This is a genomic window from Kribbella pratensis (genome assembly GCF_004366075.1).
GTDB classification, from domain to species: domain Bacteria; phylum Actinomycetota; class Actinomycetes; order Propionibacteriales; family Kribbellaceae; genus Kribbella; species Kribbella pratensis.
This window is the reverse complement of sequence record NZ_SODU01000005.1, coordinates 180,431-196,999: the sequence shown is the minus strand read 5'-3', so window position 1 is coordinate 196,999 and position 16,569 is coordinate 180,431. Positions and strand designations below refer to the sequence as shown.

General features: G+C 69.2%; 18 protein-coding genes. 11 read left to right on the top strand and 7 right to left on the bottom strand.

Annotated features, from left to right (window positions below; translation table 11 throughout):
- The first annotated feature begins 7 nt into the window (after positions 1-7).
- The 3 genes from leuD to EV137_RS37625 all read left to right on the top strand — a co-directional run bounded on the left by leuD (position 8) and on the right by EV137_RS37625 (position 2,776).
- Positions 8-607 (top strand): 3-isopropylmalate dehydratase small subunit, encoded by a 600-nt coding sequence (leuD, locus tag EV137_RS37635; protein ID WP_134132928.1) that lies wholly within the window; start codon positions 8-10, stop codon positions 605-607.
- 264 nt (positions 608-871) lie between these two features.
- On the top strand, positions 872-2,038 hold the full coding sequence (corA, locus tag EV137_RS37630; RefSeq protein ID WP_134011127.1) for a magnesium/cobalt transporter CorA: 1,167 nt from the start codon (positions 872-874) through the stop codon (positions 2,036-2,038).
- Between the two features lie 168 nt (positions 2,039-2,206).
- Positions 2,207-2,776, top strand: a complete 570-nt coding sequence (locus tag EV137_RS37625) for an HU family DNA-binding protein (protein ID WP_134132927.1) — start codon at positions 2,207-2,209, stop codon at positions 2,774-2,776.
- A gap of 121 nt (positions 2,777-2,897) precedes the next feature.
- Here EV137_RS37625 and EV137_RS37620 read toward each other — a convergent pair whose 3' ends face one another.
- Entirely contained in the window at positions 2,898-3,104 is a 207-nt protein-coding gene (locus EV137_RS37620) for a hypothetical protein (RefSeq protein WP_134011129.1), read from the bottom strand.
- Between the two features lies 1 nt (position 3,105).
- Positions 3,106-3,777: a 2-phospho-L-lactate guanylyltransferase gene (gene cofC / locus EV137_RS37615; RefSeq protein WP_134011130.1), complete on the bottom strand. Its 672-nt coding sequence runs from the start codon at positions 3,775-3,777 to the stop codon at positions 3,106-3,108.
- A gap of 16 nt (positions 3,778-3,793) precedes the next feature.
- Between cofC and EV137_RS37610 the strand changes: the two genes are divergently transcribed.
- The 3 genes from EV137_RS37610 to EV137_RS37600 are packed head-to-tail and all read left to right on the top strand — an operon-like array spanning position 3,794 to position 6,500.
- Positions 3,794-4,588 (top strand): lysophospholipid acyltransferase family protein, encoded by a 795-nt coding sequence (locus EV137_RS37610; protein ID WP_134132926.1) that lies wholly within the window; start codon positions 3,794-3,796, stop codon positions 4,586-4,588.
- Positions 4,585-5,589, top strand: a complete 1,005-nt coding sequence (locus tag EV137_RS37605; RefSeq protein ID WP_134011132.1) for an NAD(P)H-dependent glycerol-3-phosphate dehydrogenase — start codon at positions 4,585-4,587, stop codon at positions 5,587-5,589. Before EV137_RS37610 ends, EV137_RS37605 begins: the two co-directional genes overlap by 4 nt.
- Positions 5,586-6,500: an aminoglycoside phosphotransferase family protein gene (locus tag EV137_RS37600; protein ID WP_202871327.1), complete on the top strand. Its 915-nt coding sequence runs from the start codon at positions 5,586-5,588 to the stop codon at positions 6,498-6,500. Before EV137_RS37605 ends, EV137_RS37600 begins: the two co-directional genes overlap by 4 nt.
- Here the strand turns inward: EV137_RS37600 and EV137_RS37595 are convergent.
- A complete protein-coding gene (locus EV137_RS37595) occupies positions 6,497-7,615 on the bottom strand; it encodes an ROK family transcriptional regulator (RefSeq protein WP_134132925.1) in 1,119 nt (372 codons plus the stop codon). The genes EV137_RS37600 and EV137_RS37595 overlap by 4 nt on opposite strands.
- A 74-nt stretch (positions 7,616-7,689) precedes the next feature.
- On the opposite strand from EV137_RS37595, the gene EV137_RS37590 reads away from it, so the two are divergent.
- Both EV137_RS37590 and EV137_RS37585 read left to right on the top strand, forming a co-directional pair.
- On the top strand, positions 7,690-8,778 hold the full coding sequence (locus EV137_RS37590) for a Gfo/Idh/MocA family protein (RefSeq protein WP_238175830.1): 1,089 nt from the start codon (positions 7,690-7,692) through the stop codon (positions 8,776-8,778).
- Positions 8,779-8,789: 11 nt separating this feature from the next.
- Complete coding sequence (locus EV137_RS37585) at positions 8,790-9,797, top strand: sugar phosphate isomerase/epimerase family protein (protein ID WP_134011136.1); 1,008 nt, start codon at positions 8,790-8,792, stop codon at positions 9,795-9,797.
- Between the two features lie 55 nt (positions 9,798-9,852).
- On the opposite strand, the gene EV137_RS37580 is transcribed toward EV137_RS37585, so the two are convergent.
- Positions 9,853-11,019 carry an MFS transporter gene (locus EV137_RS37580; protein WP_166680130.1) on the bottom strand — a complete coding sequence of 389 codons (1,167 nt, stop codon included), beginning with the start codon at positions 11,017-11,019 and terminating at the stop codon, positions 9,853-9,855.
- Between the two features lie 90 nt (positions 11,020-11,109).
- Between EV137_RS37580 and EV137_RS37575 the strand changes: the two genes are divergently transcribed.
- Positions 11,110-11,799 carry a FadR/GntR family transcriptional regulator gene (locus tag EV137_RS37575; RefSeq protein WP_166680129.1) on the top strand — a complete coding sequence of 230 codons (690 nt, stop codon included), beginning with the start codon at positions 11,110-11,112 and terminating at the stop codon, positions 11,797-11,799.
- On the opposite strand, the gene EV137_RS37570 is transcribed toward EV137_RS37575, so the two are convergent.
- A complete protein-coding gene (locus EV137_RS37570; RefSeq protein WP_134132922.1) occupies positions 11,745-12,293 on the bottom strand; it encodes a GNAT family N-acetyltransferase in 549 nt (182 codons plus the stop codon). The genes EV137_RS37575 and EV137_RS37570 overlap by 55 nt on opposite strands.
- Positions 12,294-12,306: 13 nt before the next feature.
- Positions 12,307-13,485, bottom strand: coding sequence for an MFS transporter (locus EV137_RS37565; protein ID WP_134132921.1), 1,179 nt, complete (start codon positions 13,483-13,485; stop codon positions 12,307-12,309).
- A gap of 52 nt (positions 13,486-13,537) precedes the next feature.
- On the opposite strand from EV137_RS37565, the gene EV137_RS37560 reads away from it, so the two are divergent.
- Positions 13,538-14,299: a DeoR/GlpR family DNA-binding transcription regulator gene (locus EV137_RS37560; protein WP_134011144.1), complete on the top strand. Its 762-nt coding sequence runs from the start codon at positions 13,538-13,540 to the stop codon at positions 14,297-14,299.
- Positions 14,296-15,462 (top strand): MFS transporter, encoded by a 1,167-nt coding sequence (locus EV137_RS37555; RefSeq protein ID WP_134132920.1) that lies wholly within the window; start codon positions 14,296-14,298, stop codon positions 15,460-15,462. Before EV137_RS37560 ends, EV137_RS37555 begins: the two co-directional genes overlap by 4 nt.
- On the opposite strand, the gene EV137_RS37550 is transcribed toward EV137_RS37555, so the two are convergent.
- On the bottom strand, positions 15,446-16,558 hold the full coding sequence (locus EV137_RS37550; protein ID WP_134132918.1) for a trans-sulfuration enzyme family protein: 1,113 nt from the start codon (positions 16,556-16,558) through the stop codon (positions 15,446-15,448). The two genes, EV137_RS37555 and EV137_RS37550, sit on opposite strands and share 17 nt — an antisense overlap.
- Positions 16,559-16,569: the final 11 nt, after the last annotated feature.

The window sequence follows — 16,569 nt, the reverse complement described above, 5'->3', positions numbered from 1 at the left end:
CGGAATCATGGATGCCTTCACCCAGCACATCGGTACGGCGGCCCCGCTGCGCCGCAGCAACGTCGACACCGACCAGATCATTCCGGCCGTCTACCTGAAGCGGGTCACTCGGACCGGCTTCGAGGACGGACTGTTCGCGGCCTGGCGCAACGATCCTTCGTTCGTCCTCAACCAGCCCGAGTACGACGGTGTCTCGGTCCTCGTGGCGGGACCGGACTTCGGCACCGGATCGTCCCGGGAGCACGCGGTCTGGGCCCTGCTCGACTACGGGTTCCGGGTCGTCGTGTCGTCGCGGTTCGGCGACATCTTCCGCGGCAACTCGGGCAAGGCCGGTCTGCTCGCGGCCCTGGTGACGCAGGACGTCGTGGAGCAGCTGTGGAATGCGATCGAGGCCGACCCGGGGACCAAGGTCACGGTCGACCTGGAGAACAAGACGATCTCGGCCGGTGACGTCTCGGCACCCTTCGAGATCGACGACTACACGCGCTACCGGCTGCTGAACGGTCTGGACGACGTCGGCATCACCTTGTCGCACGCGGACGAAATCGCTGCGTACGAAGCGACCCGCCCGTCCTTCAAGCCGGCCACCCTGCCCGCGAAGGCCTGAAACTCAACCGGAGTTATCGTCCCCGTAACGTTGGAGGGGGCGGGGGCGATAACTCTGGTGTTACCCTTGCGTGGTTGTCAGAACAAGGCTTGCGAGACCGAGGAGGTGAGGCGCTGATGAACAGCGATCCCTCCAGACATACCGGTCTCGCTCGACCTTCGGGGGCCGCCTTCTTCTAGAAGTCGCAGAGTCGCCAGCAGTTGTGGGGTCGAGCAGACGTGCGCGCTCATCACTCACCCGCACCACACTGCTCCTGGAGGACTCATGTCCGACCTGCGCCTGCGTTCGCTCCGCGCGTTCAGCCGCACCCCGTCACTGCGCGCCGCCGCCCGTAAGCACGCCGCGTCCGTTGCCGCGACCGCGATCGAGCCGGCCGAGAAGCCGTCCCGCGATCCGCAGAAGCCCAAGGGGCACAGCGTCGTCGACAGCGCGATCTACTGCGGCGGCAACCGGATCGCGTCCCCGCACTCGCTCGCGGAGACCTACGCGGCGCTGCACACATCGCCGCAGAGCCTGGCCTGGATCGGCCTGTACCGGCCGGACCGCCGCGAGCTCGCCTCGCTGGCGCAGGAGTTCGACCTGCACGAGCTCGCGATCGAGGACGCGAACGAGGCGCATCAGCGGCCGAAGCTGGAGCGGTACGGCGACACGTTGTTCGTCGTACTGAAGGCCGCGCGGTACCGGGACGCGACCGAGGAGGTCGAGTTCGGTGAGGTGCACGTCTTCGTCGGCCCGGACTTCGTGGTGACGGTCCGGCACGCCGAAGCGCCCAATCTGGCCGCGGTACGGCGTCGTGTCGAGCGCGACCCCGAACTCCTCGGCCGGGGCGCCGAAGCGGTGCTGTACGCGATCATGGACAAGGTCGTCGACGGGTACGCGCCGGTGGTCGCCGGTCTGGAGAACGACATCGACGAGATCGAGACCGAGGTGTTCCGCGGTGACCCGAAGGTGTCGCGGCGCATCTACGAACTGTCCCGTGAGGTGATCGAGTTCCAGCGCGCGACCCGGCCGCTGGTCGGCATGCTCGAGCAGCTCCGCGGCGGATTCCAGAAGTACGGCGTCGACGAGGAACTGCAACGTTCACTGCGGGACGTGGCCGACCACGTCACCGAAGTGGTGGAGAAGGTCGACGGCTTCCGGGAGTTGCTGCGCGACATCCTGACCGTGAACGCGACCCTGGTGGCCCAGCAGCAGAACGAGGAGATGAAGAGCCTCGCGATCGCCAGCAGCGAGCAGAACGAAGAGGTGAAGCGGATCTCTGCCTGGGCGGCGATCCTGTTCGCCCCGACGCTGATCGGCACCGTCTACGGCATGAACTTCGACAAGATGCCGGAGTTGCACTGGGAGTACGGATACCCCTTCGCGATCGGCCTGATGGCCTTGGTGTGTGGAGGTCTGCACCAGATCTTCAAGCGCCGCGGCTGGCTCTGAAACCCTGCTAACGGCACCGTATCGGGCCGAATCGGGCCAAATTGTGGCACGAATCGCCTAAAACAAGGCCGAATTGCCGCGTTGGTGTTTGTGAACGGCGTGTTGAGTCCATAACGTTCCTGTGAGATCGAGCGCTGTGCTCGACGCCTACGTTCACGGAGGGAAGCAGTGAACAAGAGCCAGTTGGTCGAAGCGCTCGCAGTGCACTTCGACGGAAACCGCCGCCAGGCCCAGCACGCGTTGGAGTCGGTGATCGACACCGTCCAGCGTGAGCTGACCAAGAAGGGCGGCAAGGTCGCCATCACCGGTTTCGGTGCCTTCGAGGCCATCGAGCGTGGTGCGCGCATCGTGCGCAACCCGCGGACCGGTGAGACCAAGCGCGCCAAGAAGACCACGGTTCCGAAGTTCCGCGCGGGTGCGGAGCTGAAGGCCGTTGTCTCCGGTGCCAAGAAGCTGCCGAAGCTGGTAGCCCCGAAGCCGGCCGCGACCGCCACCAAGGCGGCTGCCCCGGCGAAGAAGGCCGCTCCGGCCAAGGCCGCTGCGACCAAGACCGCCGCTGCGAAGAAGACGGTCGCGAAGAAGGCCCCGGCCAAGACGGTCGCCAAGAAGGCTCCGGCGAAGTCCGTTGCCAAGAAGGCCCCGGCGAAGAAGGCCCCGGCCAAGAAGACCGTTGCGAAGAAGGCGCCGGCCAAGAAGGCCCCCGCCAAGAAGACCGCGGCGAAGCGCACCGCCCGCTGATCTTCACGCACTGCGGCATACCGCACAACAGCGAAGGCCGGTCATCCCACTCCAGGGTTGACCGGCCTTCGCCGTGTCCCGAGAAGTGTCCGGAGAAAGTATCCGGAGATGCTTGTGGCAACTACAGAGCGGTGCCGAACTCCAGCTTGGTGATCGCCAGTCCCGCACCCGAACCAGTGGTCTCGATCCGCACCCGCTGGCCCACCCGCAGGTGGCGGACCGGTGTGTCCGAGACGGCGTGCACGGTGAACGGGAGCTCGATCCCGGTGTCCGTCAGCACTGCACCGGAGAACGTCTCGCCGTCGTAGCGGCTCACGGTTGCCTGCATGTCAGCAGGCTAGACCTTCGGTCCCGGTCGCGGCACCGAGCACCAGCGACATCACGTCCGCGGTCGCCGGACCGACTCCCAGTTGTACGGCGTGCGCGAGATCGGCGGCCGTGTCGACGTCACGGCGTACCGACTCGATCGCGGTCAGCTCGATCGGCATCGCCCCGGACGCCTGGTGCGCCAGGGCGGAACCCACGCCGAAGCGGGGATCCAGCGCCACCCCGGGCGCCGCGGCGAGCAACGTCGTACCGGTGCCGGGCTGGTCGATCACGAACGAGCGCGGCGCCGTACAGGCTGCGAGGACGGCGGTCAGTTCGGCCGGGCGCAGGGCGGGAAGATCAGCCGAGAGGGCTGCGATTGCGTTGCCTCCGAACTCGGCAGCGGCCACAGTGGCTCCATGCAGCAAGGCTTCGTTGAGACCGGCGGCGGGCAGGTCCGGGACCACGTGCGCTCCGGCGGCGGTCACGTCCGCGGCGACCAGCGGGTCGTCGGTGACCACCAGGACGGCCTGCACCAGGGGAGAGCCGAGAGCGGCCGCAGTAGTGTCGACAGCGAACGCGCGGGCCAGTTCGGGACGGTGCTGAGGGTAGGCCGCAGCGAGCCGGCTCTTCGCGATCGCCGTACGCTTCACCGGGATCACCAGGGTCCAGGGAGCGACCTGTAGGTCTGCCATCAGGCAGGATTCTCCCATGACCGACGGCCATCATGAGCACCAGGAGGCAGCTGTGGACGCGAGGCAGGCGGACCCACGGCCGCCGCGTGGATTCTGGTTCGGGGTGATCGTCGCGATCGTCAAGCCGTTCATGATCGTGTTCACCAAGTGCCGGTTCACCGGACGGGAGAACATGCCCCGCACCGGCGGCGTGGTGTACGTGCCGAACCACGTCTCGCACTTCGACCCGGTGCTGCTCGGGTACTTCATCTGGGAGTGCCGGCGGATCCCGCGCTTCCTCGGAAAAGCGTCGGTGTTCAAGATCCCGGTGCTCGGGAAGATCATCAGCGGTGCCGGGCAGATCCCGGTGTATCGGGATTCCGCGCAGGCCGTGGACGCCTTCCGGGACGCGGTGGCCGCGGTCGAACGCGGTGAGTGTGTGGGCGTTTACCCGGAGGGAACGATCACCCGCGATCCCGAGATGTGGCCGATGACCGGCAAGACCGGCGCCGCGCGGATCGCGCTGATGACCGGCTGCCCGGTGATTCCGGTCGCGAACTGGGGCGCGCAGGAGATCCTGCAGTCGTACACCGGCAAGATCCGGATCCGGTTGCTGCCGCGCAAGACCCTGCAGGTGCGGGCCGGTGCGCCCGTCGACCTGAGCGCCTTCGAAGGCAAGCCGCTGACCAACCAGCTGTTGCACGAGGCAACCGAGGTGATCATGGCCCGGGTGGCCGAGACCCTCGGCGAACTGCGCGGCGAGACCCCGCCCAAGGAGCTCTACGACCTGCGCAAGGCCAGGAAAGCCGCCGACGGTGAGGAAAAGGAATGACGAAAGTAGCGGTGTTCGGCGCGGGGTCCTGGGGTACGGCGTTCGCCGTGGTGCTGGCGAACGCGGGGAACCACGTGTCCCTGTGGGCCCGGCGGGAGACGTTGTGCACGGACATCAACACCGCGCACGAGAACCCCGACTACCTCCCGGGACTGCGGTTGCCGGACGCGATCACCGCGACGCACGATCCCGCCGCGGCGGCCGACGGGGCGGAGGCCGTGGTTCTCGCGGTGCCGTCGCAGTCGCTGCGCGAGAACCTCGCGGACTGGGCCGGCGTGCTGCCGAACGCCGTACCGCTGGTCAGCCTGATGAAGGGCGTCGAGCTCGGTACGACGAAGCGGATGAGCGAGGTGATCGCCGAGCTCACCGGCGCCGGCCCCGAGCGAATCGCGGTGGTGTCGGGGCCGAACCTGGCGCGCGAGATCGCCGAGGGACAACCGGCCGCGTCGGTCGTCGCCTGTGCTGACGAGGGGACGGCGGCGCGGTTGCAGAAGCTGTGCCATTCCCCGACGTTCCGCCCGTACACGAACAACGACGTCGTCGGCTGCGAGCTCGGCGGCGCCTGCAAGAACGTGATCGCACTCGCGGTCGGGATGGCGGTCGGTCTCGGGTTCGGCGACAACGCCCGGGCGTCGGTGATCACCCGCGGGCTGGCCGAGATCGCTCGTCTGGGTACGGCGTTGGGTGCGGACGAGCACACGTTCTCCGGGCTGGCCGGCCTGGGCGACCTGGTGGCCACGTGTTCGTCGCCGTTGTCGCGGAACCGGACCTTCGGCGAGAAGCTCGGTCAGGGCATGACGGTCGCCGAGATCGCGAGCGGGACCCGTCAGGTCGCCGAGGGCGTGAAGTCCTGCGCGTCGATCAGCGAACTCGCGCACCATCACGACGTGGAGATGCCGATCGTCGAGCACGTCACCAAGGTGGTCGCCGGCGAGATGACGCCGAAGGACATGCTGTTCAGTCTCGTGTCGCGCTCTGCGAAGTCGGAGCGCTGGGGTTGATCCCGGAAGCGTTCGCGCAGAGCACAGTCGCGCGCGAAGGTGACGCCGGGGCGGCGTGGCTCGCCGAGTTGCCGGAGATCATCGAGGATCTGCTGGCGCGTTGGGACTGCACGGTCGACGGCGAGGTCGCGTACGGCCAGGTCGGCGTCGTCGTGCCGGTGCGCGGTGCTGCTTTGAAGGTGTCGTTCCCGCACCCCGGCAACGATCACGAGCCGGATGCGTTCGAGGTGTGGGACGGTCGCGGGGCGGTCAAGCTGTACGAACGCGACGACGCCCGCTACGCCATGCTTCTTGAGCGAGCCCATCCGTCGACGCTGTTCGAGTACGACGAGGACGTCGTCACCATCGCCGGCGTACTGCATCGCCAGTTGACCATCCCGGCTCCTGACGGCCTGCCGCGGTTGTCGGCGCAGGCCGACGGGTGGGCGGAGGCGCTCCGCAAGGACGCCGCCGAGCTGGATCACCCGTTGCCCGCGGCGGTGGTGGACGCAGCCCTCGCGGTCGTCGACGACCTCGGTCGCAATCAGCCGGAGATCCTGATCCACGGCGACTTCCACCCCCGCAACATCCTCAGCGCGGACCGCGAGCCATGGCTGGCCATCGACCCGAAAGGCTACGTCGGCGACCCGGCGTACGACGCCGCGATCTTTCTCCGCACCCGGGCCTACCACCTGTTCGTCGGGGAGGGTCTTCTCGCGGCCGACCTGCTGCGGCAGTTGCGCGCCGAGCTCGGGCAGTTCGCCGAGGCATCAGGCATCGACCCCGAACGCATCAACCGCTGGCTCCAGCTGATCGCCGTACAGTCGTCGTTCTGGGGCCGCCGCCACGGCTTCGGCCGGGCCCGCGGCGGCAGCCACCTCGACCAGATCCTCCGCCTGATCGACGAGCTCGCCATCAGCTGGACCGACTAGGCCTGCAGGACCTGGTTGAGGACCAGGGTGACGGCGCCCAGGAGGGCGGCGTCGCGGCCGGTTCGGGAGCGGACGACGTGGAGGTGGGTTGTGGCCAGGGGCAACGATCTCGCGTAGACAGCTTCGCGGAGGCCGGCCAGGAGGCTGTCGCCGGCCTGGGACAGGGAGCCGCCGACGACGATCACGGACGGGTTGAGCAGGCTGACCGCGGCGGCGAGGACCGTGCCGATCTCGCGGCCCGCTTGGCGTACGGCGGTGGTCGCGGGCGTGTTGCCCGCTCGGACAAGGTCGACGATGTCCTGACTGGTCTCGACGCCCAGCGTGCGGGCGAGTGCGGCCGCGGACGCGATCGCTTCCAGGCAGCCGGTGTTGCCGCAGCGGCAGAGTTCGGTGTGTCCGGGCGCCTGGATGTGGCCGATGTCGCCGGCCGCCCCTTGCGCGCCACGGTGCAACCGGCCGCCGCTGATCACGCCCGCTCCGATGCCGGTGGCAACCTTCACGAACAGCAGGTGCTCGACGTCCGGGTACGTCGTCGCGTGCTCGCCGAGCGCCATGATGTTCACGTCGTTGTCGACCAGGACGGGTCCGGGGAGCTCACGGCTCAGTCGACCCACCACGTCGTACGAGTCCCAGCCCGGCATGATCGGCGGATGGTTCGGCCGCCCGGTGTTGTGCTCGACCGGCCCGGGCAGCCCGACGCCGGTGCCCGCCAGATCGTCCGGTGGCCTTCGGGCCTCGCGCAGCAGCGCATGTCCGGCCCGGGCGACCGCATCGAGGACGACTTCGGGTCCTTCGGCGATCTCGAGCGGCGTGGTCGACCGGTGCAGGATTTCGCCGGCCAGGTCCGTGAGGGCGACGGACAGGTGCGTCGCGCCGACGTCCGCGGCGAGCACGAGCCGCGCGGTCGGATTGAACCGGAACCGCGCCGGCGGCCGGCCGCCTGTCGACGCCGCCTCACCCGACGGCACCACCAGCCCTTCCGCGAGCAACGCCTCGATCCGCCCGGTCACCGTGGACCGCGCAAGACCACTGCGCTCGATCAGCTCGGCGCGCGTCCGCGGTTGCCCGTCGAGGAGCAGCCGCAGCACCGTGTCCGCCGTACCGAGATCGCTCATCACCGGACTTTCGTCGTACTGGGCCTGGACTTTTGCTTGACAGGGTTCAAAAGGGTCCCATAGCGTCCTACGACGTGTCCACCAAACGGCTCAGGGTAGGAATCGTCGGCGGCGGCTTCATGGGCCAGGTCCATGGCAGGTCCGCGTTGGTCTCCGGGGCGACGGTGGTCGGCGCGGTCGGCTCGTCGCCTGCCAGAGCTGAGGCCGCGGCCGAGGCGACCGGTGCCGAGCGCGGCTTCGCGACCCTCGACGAGCTGCTGGCCGCCGACATCGACGTCGTCCACATCTGTACGCCGAACAACACGCATCGCGACGTCGCGCTGAAGGCTCTCGAAGCGGGCAAGCACGTGGTCTGCGAGAAGCCGCTCGCCACCTCGGTGCAGGACGCGACCGGTCTGCACGCCGCCGCGGTCGAGGCAGGTTTGGTGGGCGCGGTGCCGTTCGTGTACCGCTATCACCCGATGGTCCGCGAGTTGAGCACCCGGATCGCCGCGGGCGACGCCGGCGTGATCACCAGCCTGCACGGCTCGTACCTGCAGGACTGGCTCGCCGGCGCGGACGACCAGAACTGGCGGGTGGACGACACCACCGGTGGGCCGTCGCGCACGTTCGCCGACATCGGGTCGCACTGGTGCGACCTGACCGAGTTCGTCACCGGTGACCGGATCGCCGCGATCAGCGCCCAGTTGCGGACGGTACGAGCGCAGCGTGGCGGCGTCGACGTACGGACCGAGGACCTGGCCACGGCGCAGTTCCGGACCGAGGCCGGTGTGGTCGGGACGATCGTGGTCAGTCAGGTCGCGGCCGGCCGCAAGAACCGGCTGTACCTGGAGGTCTCGGGCACTGAGTCGAGCTTCGGCTTCGACCAGGAGGACCCGGATCGCCTCTGGGTCGGTCGCCGTACCGCTTCGCAACTGCTGACCCGCGACCCCGAGACCTTGAGCCCGCCCGCGGCCCGGGTGAACCGGCTGCCGGCCGGGCACGCGCAGGGGTACCAGGACGCGTTCGATTCGTTCGTCGCCGACAGCTATGCCGCCGTACTGGGTGACCGCCCGGACGGCCTGCCCGATTTCGCCGCCGGAGCGCGGTCCGCTCGCGTGGTCGACGCCGTACTGCGGTCTGCGGCGGACGACAGCGCCTGGATCCCAGTCGAGAACTCTTAGGAGCCTGTGAGATGCCACGCCCGATCACACTGTTCACCGGTCAGTGGGCCGATCTGCCGTTCGAGGAGGTCTGTCAGTTCGCGTCCGAGGCCGGGTACGACGGCGTCGAGATCGCCTGCTCGGGGGACCACTTCGACGTCCAGCAGGCCGTTGACGACGACTCGTACGTCCAGACCCGCAAGGACATCCTGGAGAAGTACAACCTGCAGGTCTTCGCGATCTCCAACCACCTGGTGGGGCAGGCGGTCTGCGACAACCCGATCGACTTCCGGCACCAGGCGATCGTGCCGTCCCGGATCTGGGGCGACGGCGACGCCGAAGGTGTCCGGCAGCGCGCCGCGGAGGACCTGAAGAACACCGCCCGCGCGGCCAAGAAGCTGGGCGTGAACACCGTCATCGGCTTCACCGGCTCCTCGATCTGGCAGTACGTCGCGATGTTCCCACCGGTGCCGGCGGAGCGCATCGAGGCCGGGTACAAGGACTTCGCCGACCGCTGGAACCCGATTCTCGACGTGTTCGACGAGGAGGGCGTGCGGTTCGCGCACGAGGTGCACCCGTCGGAGATCGCGTACGACTACTGGACCACCACGCTCACCCTCGAGGCGATCGGCCACCGCGAGGCGTTCGGCCTGAACTGGGACCCGTCGCACATGGTGTGGCAGGACATCGACCCGGTCGCGTTCCTCTGGGACTTCAAGGACCGGATCTACCACGTGGACTGCAAGGACACCCGGATGCGGGTCGGCGGCGGACGCAACGGCCGGCTCGGCTCGCACCTGCCGTGGGGCGACCCGCGCCGCGGCTGGGACTTCTACTCCACCGGCCACGGAGACGTGCAGTGGGAGGACTGCTTCCGGGTGCTGAACTCGATCGGCTACGACGGCCCGATCTCGGTCGAGTGGGAGGACGCCGGTATGGAGCGCAAGGTCGGCGCGGCGGAGGCGGTCAACGTCATCCGTGCACTCGCCTTCGACAAGCCCGAAGCCGCCTTCGACGCCGCCTTCGCCACCGACAAGTAGCCGAACTTGGGGAGGGTTTTCTACCCGAAACGGGCCAAAACCCTCCCCAAGTCGCTCAAACAGGGCGAGAGTCGCGGCCGACCACGAAGCCGAGCGTGACTTGTACGGCGGCCAGGGTCGCGAACACGGTCAGCGTCGTGGTCCAGCCGCCGGTCACCTGGGTCAAGTAGCCCGCGACGACCGGACCGGCAGCGGCGAGCGTGTACCCGACTGCCTGCGCCATCCCGGACAGCTGTGTGGTCTCGTGGTGGCCGCGGCCGCGGAGGCTGATCAACGACAGCGCGGCGACCAGTCCGGCGCCCTGGCCCAGCCCACCGACGACCGCCCAGACGATCGCCAGGTGCGGCGCCAGCAGCAGACCTAGCAGTGCTAGCAGAATCGGCGCGCTCGCGGTCATCAACCCGGCCCGCTGGTTGGTCGGGTGCTTGAGCAGCAACGGGATGCTCAGCCCGCCGATCAGGCCGAACACCTGGAAGACGAACAGATGCACTCCGGTGGACCGCTCCGAGACGCCGCCGGTCGCGATCTCGATGGTGGGAAGCCAGTTCACGAACAGGTAGAAACTCGTGGACTGCAGGCCCATGAACCCGGTTACCAGCCAGGCCATCGGCTGCCGCCAGACGCTCACCGGCGGAGCGCCGTCGTCCGTTGTTGCCGACGGCATCGGCTCCGGCGACAACGTCCGCGGCAACCAGATCACTGCGACCAGTACGGCGAGCCCGCCCCAGACGGCGAGTGACAGCCGCCAGTCGACCGCGTCGGCGATCGGTACGGCGAGGATCGAGGCGATCGCGGCGCCGCCGGTGATGAATGCGGTGTAGATGCCGGTCGCACGGGAAACGTGTGCGGCGTAGTCGCGTTTGATGATGACCGGCACCAGCACGTTGCCGACCGCGATCGCGCCGCCGACCACCGCCGTACCGATCCACAGACCGGCCTGGCCCGTGTACGGGCGGAGCGCGCTGCTCGCCGCGAGCACCAGGAGTGAGACGAACACCGCCCGCTCCATCCCGAACCGCCGCGACGCGAGGTGGACCAGGGGAGAGGCGACCGCGAACGCGAGCAGCGGCAGCGTGCCCAGCAGACCCTGCGCGGCCTCACCGAGGTGCAGATCGAGCCCGATCCGCGGCAGCACCGGACCGACCGCGGTCAGTGCCGGGCGCAGGCTCAGCGCGACCACGAAGGCGGTCGCGGTGATCAGCGCCGACCGCTCTCGAGCCATTGGTTCGGACACTACCGCCACAACACGCCTCTCTCTCTGTGCAGATGTCCTACATTTACACAGTACGCTACGCGTGAAGAGGTGATGTCGTTGAAGGGGTCACTCGAAGGGCCGGTGCGGCAGGTGCCGCTCGTGCTGCAGGTCTCGGAGCGGTTCCGGGCGCAGATCGAGTCCGGGGCGTGGCCGCGCGGGTCGCGGATCCCCGGGGAGAACCAGCTCGCAAGCGAGCTCGGGGTGAGTCGTGGCACGGTGCGGGAGGCGTTGCGTTCGCTGAGCCTGACCGGTCTGCTGGAGCCGCGCGTGGGCGACGGCACGTACGTGCGGGCGACCAACGAGATCAGCGGCGTACTGGCCCGGGACGAGCTCTCAGCGTCGCTCACGCATGTGCTCGACGCCCGCGCCGGCATCGAGGCGGCCGCGGCTCGGTTGGCCGCTCAGCACGCGGATCCGGCGAACCTGAGGCCGCTGTCCGATGCGCTGGAGGCTCGCGCCGCCGCCCTGGCGGCGGGGGACCTGGACGCGTTCGTGGCGGTCGACGCGGACTTCCACCGCGGCGTCGTCGTCGTGAGCGGGAACCCGTTGTTGCTGCGGTTGTACGACGCCCTCGCCGAGGTCCTCGCCGAGTCGATCCGGGAAACCGCGACGATCCCCGAGGACCACCGGATCCTCGACGCGCACGTCGACGTACTGGAGGCGATCCGGGCCGGTGATCCCGAGGCGGCGAGTCAGGCGTCGTACGCGCTGATCGAGTCCGTCAAGGTGGCGGGATCCGGCCAGTAGTACCGGAAGCAGGCGGGCCGGCCGTTGAGGCGACGCGGCTCACCACCCGGCGGTGGGACCTCCTTGCGCTCGCCCCGGATACCACCGCGCGCTGCGTAGAAGCCTTGCGCGGCGGTGTTCTGCTCGAGCACCCACAGATAGATCCCGGTGTCCCGCACCGTCTCGGCTGTGAGTGCGAGCAGCCGCGTGCCAATCCCTTGCCGCTTGCGCGGTGCCCGGACGTGCAGATTGTCGACGAGTGCGCCGAACTTCGGATCCGCGTCGTACACCACGTGCGAGAGCCCGATCAGTTGCCCGTCGTACTCCGCCACCGTCGTCCACGTACCGTCACGCGCCGCGAGCCGCTCGGCCCACATAGTTCCGAGATATTCGGGCGACTCGTCGTCGAGGAACTCATCCGCGTAAGCACCCCGGTAATGCCGCCGCCAACTGTCACCGTGCAACTCCGCAACCGCCGCCGCGTCATCTGGTCCAGCTACTCGAAAAGTCGTCACCTGATGATTCGTATCACCGCGGGAGGACGTCGCCGGGTGCTGTCCGCTGGGTGGGTGCGAGGACCCGGGCGAAGACAGCCAGGCCGGCGGCGAGGGCGGTGACGACGATGAAGGACATGGTCAGGTTGCTGGCCTGGGCTATGCCGCCGATGATCGACGGCGCTACCAGGCCGGAGGCGTAGGTGATGGTGGCGACGCCGGCGATGGCCTGGCTCGGGTTGGGGCCGGTGCGGCCGGCGGCGGCGAAGGCGAGCGGTACGGCGACCGCGATGCCGATGCCGATCAGGCCGAAGCCGACCATCGCGAGGATCGCGTTCGGTGCGAGGACGACCAGCAGGCCACCGAGGGTCGCGATCACGCCGCTCCAGCGCACTGTGCGTACGGCGCCGAACCGGTCGACGACCGCATCGCCGGTGATCCGGGCGATCGCCATCGTCAACGCGAACCCGGTCGTCGCGCCGGCCGCGACACCGGCCGAGCTGTCCAGGATGTCGCGCAGGTACACGGCCGACCAGTCCAGGCTCGCGCCCTCCGCGAACACCGCACAGAACCCGACCGCCCCGATCAGCAACGCCGACTTCGGCGGCAGCGCGAACCGTGCGGGAGGCTCCTCGTCGTCCTCGGGATGGATGTTCAGCACGAACTGACACACCACCGCGCCGACGACGGTCAGTACGACGGCAGCGATCGTGTGATGGATCTGCGCACTGAGGTCCGCATGCGCCGCGACCGTCCCGACCGCGGATCCGAGCAGCGCGCCCACACTCCACAGGCCGTGCAACCCGGACATGATCGACTTCTTCAGCCGATGCTCGACCTCGACGCCGAGCGCGTTCATCGCGACGTCGGCCATCCCCGCCGTACCGCCGTAGATCAGCAGCGCGGCGCACAACGTCAGCAGGCCGGGAGCGAACGACGGCAGGATCAGGGAGAGCGTCCAGAGCGCGAGCAGCCCGCGCAGTGCGGTGCGGGTCCCGAACCGGTGACTGACCCGGGCGGCGAGCGGCATCATCAATGCCGCTCCGAGCGCCGGGAACGCGAGCGCCAGGCCGAGCTGGCCCGCGGACACCCCTGCATGGTCCTGGATCCAGGGCACCCGGGTCGCGAACGACCCGGTCACCGATCCGTGCACGCAGAAGACGGCGGCCACGGCGTACCGCGATCGCTTGACGAGCGTGGTGTCTTCAGTCACAAGCAAACACACTATCTGTTTGAACGATCAGGCGGATGGTAGTTTTTTGCGCATGAGAAGCGCGGAACGGCACCAAGTGATCGTAGAACGACTACGAGTCGTTGACCGAGTGTCGGTCCAGGAGCTGGTCGAGGCGACCGCGGCCTCGGACATGACGGTCCGCCGCGACCTCGACTTCTTGGCGGCGCAGGGCGTGCTGAAGCGCGTCCACGGCGGCGCGGTGTCTTCGATGCCGTCCGGCCTGGAGCCGCCGCACTCGTTGCGCGCCCAGGCCGCCGTCGCCGCCAAGCAGGCGATCGCCCGCGCTGCCGTCGAGCATCTTCGCGACGGCGAGACGATCGTGCTCGACAGCGGTACGACGGCGCTCGAGACCGCGAAGCTCCTGCGCGACCGCACGATGACGGTGATGCCGCTCTCGCTGCACGTCGCGCACGAACTCGCCGACGCGCCGCGGATCCGGCTGCTGATGCCGGGCGGCGAGGCGCGCAAGGGGGAGCTGTCGCTGGTCGGTCCGCTGACCGTTGCCTCGCTGCGTGCACTTCGCTTCGACGCCGCCGTACTGAGCCCCTGCGCGTTCAGTCTCGACGCGGGACTGACGGCCTTCGACCTGGGCGACGCCGAGGTCAAGCAGGAGGCGATGAACGTTGCCACCCGCACCATCGTGCTCGCCGACGGCGCCAAGTGGGACCGCGCCGCCCTCGCCTACGTCTGCCCGGCGGATCGCCCCGACCTGATCATCACCGACGACTCCGCACCCGAGGACCAACGAACCATGCTGACCCAACGCGGCGTACTGGTAGAGGTGGCAGGTTGAGCACCCTACAACTGCAGAGCGCGCCGCCCCGAGCCGCTCGGGTCGCGACCTGGTTGTACTTCGGTCTGAACGGGTTCGCCGTCGGGATGTGGGTCGTGCACATCCCGAGCATCGAGCAGAAGACCGGGATCACCCACAGCACCCTCGGACTGCTCCTGCTGGTCCTCGGCGGCGCCGCGTTCATCGGCATGCAGGTCGCCGGGCCGCTCGTCGACAGACTCGGCCAGCGCCGGCTCGTCCCGGCGGCGGGCATCCTGCTCGGTATCGCGCTCGCCGGCCCCGGTCTGGCCACGAACTGGTGGACGCTGGGGCTCACGCTGATCCTCGTCGGCTTCGGCAACGGTTCGATCGACGTCGGGATGAACGCGCAGGCCGTCGTGGTCGAGCGCGGCTACCCGCGACCGATCATGGCCGCCTTCCACGCGATGTGGTCGATCGGCGGGGCGATCGCCGCCGTCATCGGCGCGGCCACCCTGAGGGCCGGCGTACCGACCGAGGTCACGCTCGGCCTGTCCGGCCTGGTCTGCATCGCGATCGCAGTGGCCGCCAGCCGGTTCTTGCTGGAGGCAACCATCGAGGAGGACCACGCGGACGACGCGGCACCGCGGGCGAAGCCGCCGGCCAAGCTGGTCTGGGCGCTCGGCGGGCTCGCGTTCGGCCTGATGCTGTCCGAGGGGGTGGCCAACGACTGGGCCGCGCTGCACTTCCGCGACATCCTCGGCACCTCGGTCAGTACGGCGGCCTTCGCGTACGGCGCGTTCGCGGTCGCGATGACCGTCGGCCGGTTCCTGACCGACCGGGTGGCGGCCGTCGTCGGTCCGGCGGCGATCGTGCGCTGGGGCGCCGCGATGGCCGCGGTCGGTCTGACGCTGGTGATCGTCGTACCGTGGGTGCCGGTCGCGCTCGTCGGCTGGGCGATCTTCGGCCTCGGCCTCGCAGGCGGCGTACCGCAACTGTTCACCGCCGCCGGCAACCTCGACCCGCGCTCGTCCGGCGCGCTGATGGCCCGTGTCGTCGGCCTCGGGTACGTCGGCCTGCTCGCGGGTCCCGCACTGATCGGCGGCCTCGCGCACTGGATGCCGCTGAACATCGCGTTCATCCTGCCGGTCGTCCTGTGCATCCTGACGTTCTTCGGCGGACCGGTCCTCAAGTCACGGCGTTGAGCGCCTGCTCCAGGTCGGCCCAGAGGTCGTTGGGGTGTTCGATGCCGACGGACAGGCGGATCAGGTCCTCGGGGATCGTCGGGACCTCGATCGGCCAGCGGCGGCGGCGTTCCAGCATCGACTCGACGCCGCCGAGGCTGGTCGCGTGCACCCAGAGTTCGGTGCTCTCGCAAACCTTCTGGGCGCCGGCCGCGTCGCCGCCGAGCTCGAACGCGAGGATCGCGCCGAAGCCGGACATCTGCGCCGCGGCCCGGTCGTGTCCCGGATCGTCCGGTAGTCCGGGGTAGCGCACCCGGCTGACGCGTGGGTGCTCGCGCAGTCGCTCGGCGAGGAAGGCGGCGTTCGACTGTGCCCGCTCGAGGCGGAGTGCGAGCGTGCGCAGGCCGCGGAGCGCGAGCCAGGCCTCCATCGGGCCCGGGATCGCGCCGAGGCTGCGGCGACGCAGGTCGATGGCCGACCACAGGTCGTCGTCCGCGGTGACGATCGCGCCGAGAAGAACGTCCGAATGGCCGGCGATGAACTTGGTTGCCGAGTGCATCACGACGTCCGCGCCGAGCCGCAACGGCTGCTGGAGCAGGGGAGTGGCGAACGTGTTGTCGACGACGACGGTCGCGCCGGCGGCACGGCCTGCCACGGCGAGGGCCGGGATCTCGGCGACCTCCATCGCGGGATTCGTCGGCGACTCGATCCACAGCATGTCGGCGCCGTCGACCGCTTGGACAGCTGCGTCTGTGTCGGCGATGTCGACTCGGTCAACCTTCAGCCGGCCGGTTGCCGCCTGCTGATCGAGGAGCGAGAGTACGCCGGAGTACGCGTGCTGCGGTGCGACCACGCGGCCACCGACCGGGATCAGATCGATGAGGGCTGCTGCGGCCGCCATCCCGGAAGCGAACGTCAGCGCGCGACCGCCCTCCAACTCGCCGAGGGTCTCCTCGAGCGCGGTCCAGGCGTCGTTCCCGAACCGCCCGTAGCCACGATCGCCGCCGGCGACGTACGTCGAGCTGAAGACCGGGGACTCGCCGACGGGCGCATTCGGCACCCGCTCCGGCCGGCCTGCGTGGACGACAACGGTGGACGGATCGAGGTCAGGACTCATACCCCGAATTG

Excerpts from the sequence above, each read along its gene's own strand:
- leuD (WP_134132928.1), top strand. The coding sequence starts at position 8 with ATGGATGCCTTCACCCAGCACATCGGTACGGCGGCCCCGCTGCGCCGC.
- corA (WP_134011127.1), top strand. The coding sequence starts at position 872 with ATGTCCGACCTGCGCCTGCGTTCGCTCCGCGCGTTCAGCCGCACCCCG.
- EV137_RS37620 (WP_134011129.1), bottom strand. The coding sequence starts at position 3,104 with ATGCAGGCAACCGTGAGCCGCTACGACGGCGAGACGTTCTCCGGTGCA.
- cofC (WP_134011130.1), bottom strand. The coding sequence starts at position 3,777 with ATGGCAGACCTACAGGTCGCTCCCTGGACCCTGGTGATCCCGGTGAAG.
- EV137_RS37610 (WP_134132926.1), top strand. The coding sequence starts at position 3,794 with ATGACCGACGGCCATCATGAGCACCAGGAGGCAGCTGTGGACGCGAGG.
- EV137_RS37605 (WP_134011132.1), top strand. The coding sequence starts at position 4,585 with ATGACGAAAGTAGCGGTGTTCGGCGCGGGGTCCTGGGGTACGGCGTTC.
- EV137_RS37595 (WP_134132925.1), bottom strand. The coding sequence starts at position 7,615 with ATGAGCGATCTCGGTACGGCGGACACGGTGCTGCGGCTGCTCCTCGAC.
- EV137_RS37585 (WP_134011136.1), top strand. The coding sequence starts at position 8,790 with ATGCCACGCCCGATCACACTGTTCACCGGTCAGTGGGCCGATCTGCCG.
- EV137_RS37580 (WP_166680130.1), bottom strand. The coding sequence starts at position 11,019 with ATGGCTCGAGAGCGGTCGGCGCTGATCACCGCGACCGCCTTCGTGGTC.
- EV137_RS37560 (WP_134011144.1), top strand. The coding sequence starts at position 13,538 with ATGAGAAGCGCGGAACGGCACCAAGTGATCGTAGAACGACTACGAGTC.
- EV137_RS37550 (WP_134132918.1), bottom strand. The coding sequence starts at position 16,558 with ATGAGTCCTGACCTCGATCCGTCCACCGTTGTCGTCCACGCAGGCCGG.